Consider the following 13360-nt stretch of genomic DNA (forward strand, 5'->3'; position numbering starts at 1 on the left):
ATACTAAAAAGTCTACCTAACGGTAGACTTTTTTTTGTTAAAGCATATACGTTATTTTTATTTAGTAAGCAAAATAACCATAATATGTTAAAGTTATTGCTTAATTAATTTATATTTATTAAATTTAAGTGTTATTTACTATTAATATCATTATTAGGTAAGTGTATAGTACATAACTATAAAGTTGCGTTCTTTATATTGTTGCAAGATCTCTTTATAAAGTTAATTAAGTGCACATCTTAAATTAACCTTACATTGAAGACCTATAATGGGTTGATAAAACTTGATTATAGATTTTTAATTTATTAAATTATATGTTTAATTAAACTTAAAAATAGCAACAAGAAAAAACATAATAGATTGACTTAATTAAAATTAAGTATTGTTATGTTTTAAACGTAGAAACAAAAGTTAACTGCAATCAATGGTTGCCGTTTTATAGAAGGTATAAAACAAACAAAAGTTAAGAATTGTTTCTAAAAGCCATATCAATGTATACAATACAATGATATGGCTTTTGTTTTTCATTGATTTATTGCATAATAATCACAATTTTTAATAGTTTTTTAAAAATATCTCATTCTATAAGATAACTGAAAATTGTATATTTGTTTCGCTTAAAATAAATCAATATAATATGCCAAAAATAATATATACAAAAACTGATGAAGCTCCTGCTTTAGCAACTCAATCTTTCTTACCAATTGTACAAGCTTTTACTAAAACTACAGGTATAGAAATGGAAACAAAAGACATCTCTTTAGCAGCTCGTATATTAGCTGTTTTTCCAGATTACCTATCAAAAGAGCAACAGTTTGAAGATGCTTTAGCACAATTAGGAGAATTGGCAAAAAGTCCTGAGGCTAACATTATTAAACTTCCTAATATTAGTGCTTCTATACCACAACTTAAAGAAGCCATTGCAGAACTACAAGAAAAAGGGTACGCTATACCTAGCTACCCAGACGATCCTAAAGATGCAAAAGAGCAAGAAATTAAAAGACGTTATGATAAAATTAAAGGTAGTGCAGTAAACCCTGTATTACGCGAGGGTAACTCTGACCGTAGAGCTCCAAAAGCTGTTAAAAACTATGCAAAAGCAAATCCACACTCTATGGGTGCTTGGAGCCCAGATTCTAAATCTCAAGTAGCTACTATGTCTTCTGGAGATTTTAAAGCTAACGAAAAGTCTATCACCTTAGACAAAGCAACAGATGTTAGTGTTGTTTTAGTAAAAGAAGATGGCTCTAAAGAGGTTTTAAAAGATAAAATTTCATTACTAGATGGCGAAATTATAGATGCTACTGTAATGAGCAACAAAGCTCTTTTAGCGTTTTTACAAAAGCAAATGAAAGAAGCTAAAGATGCTGGCATATTGTTTTCTTTACATATGAAAGCAACTATGATGAAGGTTTCTGACCCAATTATTTTTGGTCACGCTGTAGAAGTTTTCTTTGCTGATGTATTTAAAAAGTACGGTAAAGTTTTTGAAGAAAACGGAATAAGCGCAAACAACGGTTTAGAAAGCTTATTAAATAAATTAGATAAAATATCTAATGGCGCAGAAATTAAAGCTGAAATTGAAAAGACTATAGAGAATGGTCCAGATTTAGCAATGGTTAATTCTGACAAAGGAATAACAAATTTACACGTGCCTAGTGACGTTATTATTGATGCTTCTATGCCAGCAATGATACGTAACTCCGGACAAATGTGGAATGCAGAAGGTAAAGCACAAGATACTTTGGCTGTTATACCAGATAGTAGTTATGCAGAAATTTACTCTGCAACTATAGATTTCTGTAAAAAACACGGTGCTTTTGACCCTACAACAATGGGTACAGTACCTAACGTTGGTTTAATGGCTCAAAAAGCTGAAGAATACGGATCTCACGACAAAACTTTTGAAATTGCAAACAACGGAAAAGTACAAGTTATAGATGCTACCGGTACTGTACTTATAGAGCACAACGTAGAAGCTGGTGATATCTGGAGAATGTGCCAAGTAAAAGATGCTCCTATACAAGACTGGGTTAAGTTAGCCGTTTCTAGAGCAAGAGCAACTAATACACCTGCTGTATTTTGGTTAGATGAAAACAGAGCTCATGATGCAGAGTTAATTAAAAAAGTTAACACATATTTACCTAACCATGATACGTCTGGTTTAGAAATTTTAATTCTATCGCCTTTAAAAGCTACAGAATACACACTTGCTAGAATTAAAGATGGTAAAGACACTATTTCTGTTTCTGGTAATGTACTTAGAGATTACTTAACAGATTTGTTCCCAATTTTAGAAGTTGGTACAAGCGCAAAAATGCTATCTATTGTTCCTTTAATGAATGGTGGTGGTTTGTTTGAAACTGGTGCAGGTGGATCTGCTCCTAAACACGTTGAACAATTTACTGAAGAAGGACACTTACGTTGGGATTCTTTAGGTGAATTTTTAGCTTTAGAGGTTTCTTTAGAGCACGAGGCAGAAAAATCTGGAAATACTGATACACTTGTTTTAGCTGAAGCTTTAGGTGATGCTACAGAGAAATTTTTATTAAACGATAAATCTCCGTCTAGAAAAGTAAACGAAATAGACAACAGAGGTTCTCACTTTTACCTAACATTATATTGGGCAGAAGCATTAGCTAACCAAACCAAGAGTCCTGCTTTACAAGCTAAATTTAAAGATGTTTATGCTTCATTAAAAGATAATGAAAGCAAAATAAACGAAGAGTTAATTAACGCTCAAGGTTCTAGTGTAAACATAGAGGGCTACTACTTACCTAACCAAGAGGTTTTAGCTAAAGCTATGAGACCTAGCAACACTTTAAATACTATTATTAGTAGTATTTAATGCTTAAACATTTACACTTAAAGCCTTTTCATTATTTTTTGAAAAGGCTTTTTTATTTTAAATAAATGTTAACTATTATAATCTAGCTTTAAAAGTGGTTATTTTTACAAAAACCCATACCAACTATGCACAGACCAATTGTCTGCCTTTTTATCCTTTTGTTCTTTTTTACAACAAGTAAGGCGCAGGAAAAATATACATTATTTGGCACCATCACAGAAGCGTCTAGTAACGAAACACTAATAGGTGTTTCTATAGCAGTACCAGAACTACAAACAGGAGTAATTACCAATGAATACGGGTTTTACTCATTAACACTGCCTAAAGGAAACTACACAATAATTGTAAGTTATATTGGTTTTAATGACATTAAAAAAGAAATAAATTTAAATAAAGATACCACATTAAACCTTCAACTTAATGAAGCTATTGAGGAGTTAAACGAAATTGTACTTACTGAGGACATTGAGAAAATTAGCATTCGAAAACCACAAATGAGTGTAAACTCTTTATCATCTAGCAGTATAAAAAAAATACCAGCAATATTAGGCGAGGCTGATGTTCTAAAGTCAATTTTACTACTTCCTGGAGTTACTAGTGGTGGTGAAGGTGCATCCGGATTTAATGTGCGTGGTGGCTCTGTAGATCAAAATTTAATTTTACTAGATGAAGCTACCATTTACAACTCTTCACATTTATTTGGTTTCTTTTCAGTTTTTAATCCTGATGCCATAAAAGATTTAAAACTATACAAAGGTGGTATACCTGCAAAATACGGAGGCAGAATTTCATCTGTACTAGATATTTACCAAAAAGAAGGAAACAGTAAAGAATTTAAAGCTAATGGCGGTATTGGCATTGTTTCTAGTAGATTATTGCTTGAAGGACCTTTAAAAAAAGACAAAGGCGCTTTTTTAATCGGTGGTCGTAGCTCTTATGCTCATCTGTTTTTACCCTTATTAGATAATGACAATAAGGCATATTTTTATGATTTAAATACTAAACTTAATTACAAAATAAATAAAAACAATAACCTATACTTATCTGGCTATTTTGGTAGAGATGTTTTTAGCATTGCCAATAGTTTTGAAAACACATATGGTAACTCTGTTATTAATTTAAGGTGGAATCACTTATTTTCTGATAAATTGTTTAGCAATTTATCATTAATTTACTCTGACTATTTTTACGGATTAGAATTAGATTTTGTTGGTTTTAAATGGAACTCTGGAATACAAAACTTTAATCTTAAGTACGATTTTAAAAATTACATCTCTAACAACCTTAAATTAAATTACGGACTAAACAACACATATTACAGATTTAATCCTGGAGAAATAAAGCCAAACCGAAGCGATTCTGGTATTTTACCAAACAAATTAACTGACAAATACGCTAACGAATTTGCTGCCTATATAGATGCCGAACACAAAGTTAGCAGCAACCTTACATTACAGTACGGAGTACGCTGGAGCCATTTCACCAGGCTAGGACAAGATGAGCTTTTTATATATGAAAACAACCAAGCAGTTAATTTTAATACCGATTTTCAGATATACGAAAGTGCAGAACCTATAGGAATAGAACGCTTTAAAAGATCTGCACAAATAACCACATTTAACAACTTAGAGCCAAGAGTAGCATTGTCTTACGCACTAAACAATAACAACTCTATAAAAGCTAGTTACAACCATATGGCTCAGTACCTGCATTTATTATCTAACACTAGCTCCCCTACTCCTTTAGATGTTTGGTCTCCCAGCGGAAAATATATTAAACCACAAATATTAGATCAATATGCAATAGGCTATTTTAAAAACTTTAATAATGACAGTTACTCCTTAGAGACAGAAGCTTATTACAAAGATGTTAAAAACAGAATAGACTATATAGATGGTGCTAACCTAATTGCTAATGATGCAATAGAACAGGTAATTTTAAATGGTAAAATGAGATCTTACGGTTTAGAACTTATGCTTAAGAAAAACAGCGGAAAATTAAACGGTTGGCTATCTTACACTTTATCTAAGTCCGAACAACAAACTCCTCCAAGAAGCACTAACGAAACAGGAATTAACAATGGTAAATGGTACACCACGTCTTTTGATAAGACTCACGATTTATCTATTAACGCTAGCTATAACTTAAATGACAAATGGAGCTTTAATAGTAATTTAATATACCAATCTGGGCAACCAACAAACTACCCAATTGGTCAATTTGAGTACAAAGACCTAAGCATTCCTATTTATGGAGACCGTAACAACCAACGCTTACCAAGCTACAACAGGTTAGATATATCTGCCACACTAACTCCTAAAAAAAATAAAAACAGAAAATTGCAAGCACAATGGGTTTTTGGCATATACAACGTTTACAATCGTAAAAATGCAGCTTCTATTAATTTTTCTAGAAATGAGGATACTGGAAACAATGAAGCTCTACGTACCTCTATTTTTGGTATAGTACCATCTGTAACTTATAATTTTAAATTTTAATAATAATGAAAAAGTTAGTATACATTATACCACTACTATTATTTTTTGGGTGCGAAGATGTTGTAGATATAGACGTTCCTAGTACCGAACCAAAATTAGTTATAGATGCTAGTTTTAATGTATATACAACAGAGTCTCCTGTAAGAACAGATGGTTTTGTAAAATTATCTTTAACAACAAACTATTTTGATACTGAAGATAACCCAGTAACCACAGCAGATGTTTTTATTGTAGATTTAAGCTCCGGAACAGTTTATCCATTCTCATCTAATGGAAATGCTGGCTACTACCAAGCTTCATCAAATAATTTTACACCAGAGTTTAATAAAACATACCAATTAAATGTAGTGTATAACAACAATACATACATTGCAGAAACTACCTTAATACCTAGTGTAGCAATTGATAATGTAGAACAAGGAGATGCTACACTTTTTGATGAAGATGATACAGAACTAATTGTTTCCTTTACAGATAATGCCAATAGAGATGATTTTTATCTGTTTGATTTGGATTTTGGTGAATTTTTAACCACGTCAGATGAGTTTTTTCAAGGAGAAACATTTAAGTTCTCTTATTTTTATGACGATTTATCTTCTGGCAAGGAAGTTGTTATAAAGTTAAATGGTGTAGATGAACAATTTTATAATTATATGGATTTAATTTTAGCACAAAGTGGAGAAAGCTCTGGAGGACCTTTTCAAACAACACCTGCTACTATTAGAGGCAACATAATTAACACCACAAATGAAGATGATTATGCTTTAGGATATTTTAATTTATCTGAAACATACGAGTACAAAATTACTATAAATTAAAAAATACTTTAAAATATGCCCACAACACAGTCTGACTCTTTTTACAAAAGCATTAAGTTTTTTGGGCTAACAGTATTACTTATGTTTTCTGGCCCTGGAGCTATATACGAGGCCTTTAAAAACGAAAATCACCCTTTATATTTACCTGTACTTATACTTGGTTTTATTTTGTCTTTAGCTGCGTTAGGGCTTTTCTATTACAGTTTACGCTTAATGATGACAGCAATTTTTGGAAAGAGAAAAAAGTAACTTACTTGTTACTTTTAGATATTAAAAAAAGCCTCCAATTGGAGGCTTTTTTTAATATCTAAAACTATAAATTACTATTTAGCTACGTTAACTGCTCTTGTTTCGCGTATTACAGTAACTTTAACTTGACCTGGATACGTCATATCAGTTTGTATTTTTTGAGAAATTTCAAATGACAATTCTGCCGCCTTGTCATCATTTACTTTTTCGCTCTCTACAATAACACGCAACTCTCTACCAGCTTGTATTGCATATGCTTTTTGTACTCCTACAAATCCAAAAGCAACTTCTTCTAAATCTTTTAATCGTTGTATATAAGAATCTAAAACTTGTCTTCTTGCCCCTGGTCTTGCACCACTAATAGCATCACAAACTTGTACAATTGGCGCTATTAGAGTTTTCATTTCAATTTCATCATGGTGGGCACCAATAGCATTACAAACATCTGCCTTTTCTCCGTACTTTTCTGCCCATTGCATACCTAAAATAGCGTGTGGTGTTTCTACCTCTACTTCTGTGTTTGGCACTTTACCAATATCATGTAGTAAACCTGCCCTTTTAGCTGTTTTAGGGTTTAAACCTAACTCTGCTGCCATTACACCACATAGTTTAGCAACTTCTCTTGAGTGTTGCAATAAGTTTTGCCCATAAGAAGAACGGTATTTCATACGCCCAATTGCTCTAATTAACTCTGGGTGTAAACCGTGAATACCCAAGTCTATAATTGTACGCTTACCAACTTCTACAATTTCTTGCTCAATTTGTTTTTCTGTTTTACGCACCACTTCTTCAATACGTGCAGGGTGTATACGGCCATCTGTCACCAATTTATGTAAAGACAAACGTGCTACCTCTCTACGTACAGAGTCAAAACAAGAAAGTATAATAGCTTCAGGAGTATCATCTACAATAATCTCTACCCCAGTTGCAGCCTCTAAAGCTCTAATGTTTCTACCTTCTCTACCAATAATACGCCCTTTAACATCATCTGACTCTAGGTTAAAAACAGATACACAGTTTTCTACTGCTTCCTCTGTTCCTATACGCTGTATAGTATTAATTATAATTTTCTTGGCATCTTGTTCTGCAGTAAGTTTAGCCTCTTCCATAGCTGTTTGCATAAACGCCATAGCATCTGACTTAGCTGTTTCTTTTAAAGAATTTACCAATTGCTCTTTAGCCTCATCAGCAGACAAGCCAGAAATCACCTCTAACTGCTGTACCTGGTTTTTGTGCAACTTATCTAACTCAGATCGTTTTTTCTCTAAATATTCGTTCTTATGATCTACAGACTGTAGCTTAGACTGTAGTTGGTCATTTAACTTTTTACTTTTTGCAAGCTCATTACTAACCTGAGATTCTTTATCTCTAGTTCGTTTTTCTGCTTCAGACATTTTTTTATCCTTAGCAATAATAACTTTTTCATGTTCTGCTTTAAGTTCTAAAAACTTTTCTTTTGCCTGTAGTATTTTATCTTTTTTAATGCCTTCACCTTCGGTTTTAGCATTTCTTAATATTGATTCCGCTTCTAACTTAGCACTAGCAATTGTTTTAGAGGCTTTGCCTTTCTCTAAAAACTTGGCTATTATAAAACCAATTGCCAAACCTACTATAGTTCCTATAATTATAAATGTAATATTCTCCATGGTTGTTTATATATATTAAAAAACCCACATTGGGGGTGTTTTGTACAAACTCCTATAAAACAGGATTAGGGCTAACAGCATGATCAAGGATCCTTATACTAGTAAGGCCTGCTTTTACAAACTAAACTCACCCTTTAAAAACAAATTAATGTTGAGTTTGTCAAAAAAATACCAATGTGGGCAGTAATTTAATGTTATGTAATGAACGTATTTTATATTATATAGAGCTCAGCTTAGATTCTACAATGTGTTCTAATGCTTTTAAACGCTTAGTAACTTCTGTTGTGTCTTCTTGTTTATCAATACTTTTTTGCTCTATTTTAGAGGCAAATTGTAAGGCACACATTGCCAATACATCTTGTTTATCTCTAACGGCATAATTTTGCTCAAACTTTTTTGCAAGCTGCTCTATATTTTTTGCAGCTTTACGTAAACCTTCTTCCTGACTAGGATCTATAGTTAACGGGTAAACCCTGTCTGCAATAGAAAGTTTAATTTTTAGCTTTTCTGCCATAAGTATTAATATTACATTATTCAGCTAGTTGAGCAATACAATGGTCTAACTCTCTAATTAATGTATTTATTTTTAGCTTTGCTTCTGTTTTATTTTTATTACTGCCTAGCATAGAATTTGCAAGTTTAAGAGCATTATACTTTTCTTCCCATTCTAAAACCAAATTAGAAGTTGCTGCTTGCTCTTTTTTAAGCGAAAGTAACTCTTCATACAACCTAGTATTTGCTTGCTTTAACAACTCCATCTTATGAAGTAGCTTGCTAACTTTGTTTTCTAAAGAATCAACAATTTCAACTAATTCGCTCATTTACAAAAATCGATGCATTTATCACAAAGTTAACATAGATTAAACTAGTTCGCAATACTTTTTTCAATTATTCTTGTAAAGAATTAAATATTAGCACTTAACCCTCTGTAATAAGGTGTTTTGGAATTTTTAAAGCATATTAGTTTTTTTCAATTAAACGGGATTGGTTATTTTCGTATCAACTTTAAAAATACTTATGAGAATTTACGCATTTATAGCTGCATTATTTTTACTTACTTCTGTATACGGACAAGAGAAATATCCTCAAAATAAATTTCAGTCACCATTAGATATCCCTTTAATTTTGGCTGGTAATTTTGGCGAGTTACGCTCTAACCATTTTCATTCTGGTATAGATATAAAAACCCAACAAAGGGAAGGATTAGCTGTTTATGCTATTGATGATGCTTCTGTTACGCGTATTAAAATATCGCACTGGGGATATGGTAAAGCTCTTTACATAACTCACCCTAGCGGTTACACCTCTGTGTATGCGCATTTACAAAAATTTTCTCCTAAAATTGAAGAGTACATCAAAAAAATACAATATAAAAAGCAATCATATCAAGTAGAGACTTTTCCTGATTTTGGAGAGCTTAAAGTTAAAAAGGGAGAAGTTATAGCTTACTCTGGCAATACAGGTGGTTCTTCTGGTCCGCATTTACATTTTGAAATTAGAAGCAATACTACCAGCAAACCTACAAATCCGCTTTTATATGGTTACGATATTAGAGACGCAACAGACCCAACAATTTTAAACTTATACGCTTATCCACTAAGTAATGATGCGCAAATTAACCGTAGCGCAAATAAAACTCAAATTAAATTTAAGAGGCAAGCAGACGGATCTTATTTGGCAGATAAAGTTTATGCCTCTGGTACTATAGGAATTGGCTTTAATGGTTATGACAGGCAAGATATGGCTGCAAACAAAAATGGTATTTACGCTATAGAACAGTTGGTAAATGGTAAAACATACTCTAAATTTAAGTTTGATTCTTTTTCGTTTGCAGAAACAAGATATATTAACACATTAATAGACTACCAACACTACGGTAAATATAGCCAGCGCATTGTAAAGTGTTTTAAAGACCCTAGTAATAAACTTAGTATTTATTCTGATTTACATAACGATGGAAAAATTGTTGTAAACAATGGACTTACCTACAATGTAGAGTTGCTATTAAAAGACTGGGAAAACAACACTACAAAAATAATTATTCCTATTGAAGGCAAAGTACAAGAGCTAAAATCACCCAAAAAAGTTGCTACTACAGATAATTACTTAATAGCAAAAAAACCAAACAATTACAATTTAGAAGGGGCAAAAGTATATTTTCCTGCTAATACTTTTTATAACGATTTCTATATCGATTTAAAAAAGGGGAAGGATACCGTAAAAATTCATAATAACGAAGTACCTGCACACCGCAATTTTACAATAACCTTTGATGTTAGTAAATACTCTGATACTGAGAAAAAACAATTATTTATTGCTAGATTGAATAGCAAAAACTTACCTATACACGCAACTACATATAAAAGAGGAAATACCTTTACTACAAGAACAAAAAATTTAGGCACATACACCCTTGCTAAAGATACTATTGCACCTGTTATTACGCCTAAAAACTTTAAAGCAAAACAATGGCTAAACAATTACAAATATTTAAGCCTTAAAATTGTTGATGATTTAAGTGGCATTGACACTTATAATGCCTATATAAACGGAGAGTGGGTTTTAATGAGTTATGAATACAAAACAAATACAATAACTTATAATTTTGATGATAAAATTCTTAATAAAAAAGAATGCAATTTAAAAGTTATTGTTACAGATAATGTAGGCAACAGTACTACATATGAAACTACTTTTTATAGAAAATAACACTGCAAAAGTAAAAGGTTAACCTAAAACAATTAATTTAATAAAATACACACCTAAAATAACAATAGTTTAAAAGATTAAAAGCTTATAAGTTTAGTAATTTCATATACTTTTGCAAAAATAAAGTGTCATAAACTTTAATACGGCAGTGTAATTACAGAGAATACAAAAAATGAAAAAAACATTACTTTTTATAATATTACTATCTTTTTGTGGAGTACAAGCGCAAAAAAATATATACGAGAACAAACATTTTGATGCCATTAGCAAAGACCATAAAGTACTGGCAATTATTCCGTTTTTAGCCAATTTGGAGCTAAAAGATAACATTACAAAAGAAAAGCTAAAAGAATTAGAAGAAAAAGAGGGCTACGCTGTACAAAATGCACTAGAGACTTATTTTTTAAGAGGTAAAAAAAAGAAGAAGTACGCTGTAGAATTTCAGAATATAAAAAACACTAATGCCCTACTAGCTAAAAACAATATTACATTTAAAAATATAGACATACACACCACTAAAGAACTAGCCAAGCTACTAAATGTAGATGGTATTATTAGTGGCAATATAGATTTAAATGTACTTTTATCTAACGGAGTATCTACATCTTTTAATTTCTTTGATTATTTTGATGGAAATGCAAATTATGGGCGTATTGGCATAAAAGTTAGTGATGGAGACTCTGGCAAACTATTGTGGAAATACGAAAAGGAAATTAACAAGAAGACTGGCAAAAACACCATAGACCTTATAGATGGTATGATGAAGAAAGCTACTCGTAAATTTCCTTATGATAAAGAAAGAGTTAAAAAGAATAAGAAAAATTAACTCTCTACAAACTCTTTTAATACTTGTATAGTATAATCTAACTCTTGCTTGGTATTGTATTTAGAGAAAGAAAAGCGTACCGACGGTTTTTGTAAATCTTCATTAGACAACACCTCTGTTAATACGTGAGACCCTAAGCTGCTTCCAGATTGGCAAGCGCTACCTTTAGAACACCCAATACCTTTTAAATCTAAATGAAATAAAAGCATTAAACCTTTTTTCTCGTCTACAGGTAAATTTACGTTTACCAAAGTGTATGTACTTTTATCTATATCACCAGACAACCCGTTAAATTTAACCTCAGGAATTTCTGTTTTTATTTTATCAATAAAGTATTGTTTAAGCTCTGTAACATAAGCCTTTTCTTCATCTAAATTATTATAAGACATTACAAAGGCCTCTTCCAAACCAACTATATTATGGTATGGTTCTGTACCCGCTCTAAAACCACGTTCCTGAGAGCCTCCAAATATTAGTGGCTTAATACCTTTATCCTTTTTTATATAAGCAAAACCAATACCTTTTGGACCGTGAAATTTATGAGCAGCAGCAGTTAAAAAATCTACTGGAGTTTGTTGTACATCCCAAGCATAATGACCAACAGACTGTACAGTGTCTGAATGAAATAGAGCATTATACTCTTTACACAATATACAAACTGCATCAATATCTAACTTGTTGCCTATTTCATTATTAACGTGCATAAGACTCACTATTTTTTTAGTATCATCTTTTGCCAATAACTCTTTTAAATGTATTAAATCTGGATTACCGTTAGCATCTAAATTTACGTAATGCAATGCAATACCGTATTCTTTTTCTAATTCCTCTACTGTATGTAAAACAGCATGGTGCTCTATTTTAGAAGTAATAATAGTACGCACATCTAAATCTCTTACTGCTCCACGCAAAATCATATTATCTGCCTCTGTACCACCAGATGTAAAAATAATTTCTGCTGGGTGTGCGTTTAAGTATTTCGCAATTGTTTTGCGTGTTTTTTCTATTGCAGTTTTAGCTGTTCTACCAAAACTATGTGTAGAAGATGGGTTCCCGTAACATTCTCCTAAAGCGTCTTGCATTTTTGCAATAACTTCTTCTCTTACCTGTGTTGTAGCTGCGCTATCTAAATAAACTTTTTGCATCAGAATTTATCAAAAATTATAATCCCCCAAAAATAGGGGATTTAAAATTAAATAATTCTAAAAAACGTTAAAATCTACATCTAATCAAAAGAAAAACTTTTACATTTGGAGTATGAAGAAATATTTCCTTTTTAGTGCTCTTTTTGCATTACTTTCATGTAGTGATGGAGACTTGCAGATAGAAACTTTAGATTTTAGCACTGTAACAGCTCAAAACTGTGGTACACTTAGTGTTGATACTGAATTATTTTTTAAGATAAATGATAACGAAACTTTGATTTTAACATTAGCCTCTGGTTTATTAAAAAATGAAGTTTCTGAAGCAGAAATAACAAGTGCAATACCAGAATCTTCTCAACTAACATACCGTACATTTTCTGGCACCGTATCTAGTAGTTATTTTTGTGATTCTCCACCACCTGCAACACCTACAGTTTTAGAAGAAATTAACGCAGAAAAAGGAACTATTACTATAAACACAGTTGCTGGAGAAACAGAAGGCACCTTTATACATACCATTAAACTTAAAGATATTACACTAAACAATAGTGATGATACACGTATAACAGATTTAAATATTGAAGATTTTGCTGTAATAACAACAACAGTTCCTCAATAATT

Annotated in this window: 11 protein-coding genes and 1 other RNA gene; 7 read left to right on the plus strand and 5 right to left on the minus strand. The window is 31.8% G+C overall.

Annotated elements, in window-relative coordinates; all coding sequences use genetic code 11:
* The first annotated feature begins 637 nt into the window (after positions 1–637).
* From CELLY_RS00075 to CELLY_RS00090, 4 genes are all read left to right on the plus strand, one after another.
* A complete protein-coding gene (locus CELLY_RS00075; RefSeq protein ID WP_013619599.1) occupies positions 638–2848 on the plus strand; it encodes an NADP-dependent isocitrate dehydrogenase in 2211 nt (736 codons plus the stop codon).
* 125 nt (positions 2849–2973) lie between these two features.
* On the plus strand, positions 2974–5346 hold the full coding sequence (locus CELLY_RS00080; RefSeq protein ID WP_013619600.1) for a TonB-dependent receptor: 2373 nt from the start codon (positions 2974–2976) through the stop codon (positions 5344–5346).
* Positions 5347–5351: 5 nt separating this feature from the next.
* Positions 5352–6164, plus strand: a complete 813-nt coding sequence (locus CELLY_RS00085; protein WP_013619601.1) for a DUF4249 family protein — start codon at positions 5352–5354, stop codon at positions 6162–6164.
* A 15-nt stretch (positions 6165–6179) separates the two neighbouring features.
* Complete coding sequence (locus CELLY_RS00090) at positions 6180–6413, plus strand: DUF6095 family protein (RefSeq protein WP_013619602.1); 234 nt, start codon at positions 6180–6182, stop codon at positions 6411–6413.
* A 74-nt stretch (positions 6414–6487) separates the two neighbouring features.
* Here the strand turns inward: CELLY_RS00090 and rny are convergent, their stop codons facing one another.
* The 4 genes from rny to CELLY_RS00105 form a co-directional block, all read right to left on the minus strand.
* The gene (gene rny / locus CELLY_RS00095) at positions 6488–8059 is read right to left on the minus strand and encodes a ribonuclease Y (RefSeq protein WP_013619603.1); all 1572 of its coding nucleotides are present in this window, start codon (positions 8057–8059) and stop codon (positions 6488–6490) included.
* A gap of 46 nt (positions 8060–8105) precedes the next feature.
* Positions 8106–8216, minus strand: a non-coding RNA gene (ssrS, locus tag CELLY_RS16835) — 6S RNA.
* Positions 8217–8276: 60 nt separating this feature from the next.
* Entirely contained in the window at positions 8277–8573 is a 297-nt protein-coding gene (locus tag CELLY_RS00100) for a cell division protein ZapA (RefSeq protein ID WP_013619604.1), read from the minus strand.
* Between the two features lie 16 nt (positions 8574–8589).
* Positions 8590–8880, minus strand: coding sequence for a hypothetical protein (locus CELLY_RS00105; RefSeq protein ID WP_013619605.1), 291 nt, complete (start codon positions 8878–8880; stop codon positions 8590–8592).
* A 196-nt stretch (positions 8881–9076) separates the two neighbouring features.
* Here CELLY_RS00105 and CELLY_RS00110 point away from each other — a divergent pair, with 196 nt between their 5' ends.
* Positions 9077–10768: a M23 family metallopeptidase gene (locus tag CELLY_RS00110; protein WP_013619606.1), complete on the plus strand. Its 1692-nt coding sequence runs from the start codon at positions 9077–9079 to the stop codon at positions 10766–10768.
* A 172-nt stretch (positions 10769–10940) separates the two neighbouring features.
* On the plus strand, positions 10941–11594 hold the full coding sequence (locus CELLY_RS00115) for a hypothetical protein (RefSeq protein WP_013619607.1): 654 nt from the start codon (positions 10941–10943) through the stop codon (positions 11592–11594).
* Here the strand turns inward: CELLY_RS00115 and CELLY_RS00120 are convergent.
* Positions 11591–12739 (minus strand): cysteine desulfurase family protein, encoded by a 1149-nt coding sequence (locus CELLY_RS00120; protein WP_013619608.1) that lies wholly within the window; start codon positions 12737–12739, stop codon positions 11591–11593. The genes CELLY_RS00115 and CELLY_RS00120 overlap by 4 nt on opposite strands.
* 112 nt (positions 12740–12851) lie before the next feature.
* On the opposite strand from CELLY_RS00120, the gene CELLY_RS00125 reads away from it, so the two are divergent.
* A complete protein-coding gene (locus CELLY_RS00125; protein WP_013619609.1) occupies positions 12852–13358 on the plus strand; it encodes a hypothetical protein in 507 nt (168 codons plus the stop codon).
* Positions 13359–13360 lie beyond the last annotated feature (2 nt).

It is taken from the genome of Cellulophaga lytica DSM 7489 (assembly GCF_000190595.1).
GTDB classification, from domain to species: domain Bacteria; phylum Bacteroidota; class Bacteroidia; order Flavobacteriales; family Flavobacteriaceae; genus Cellulophaga; species Cellulophaga lytica.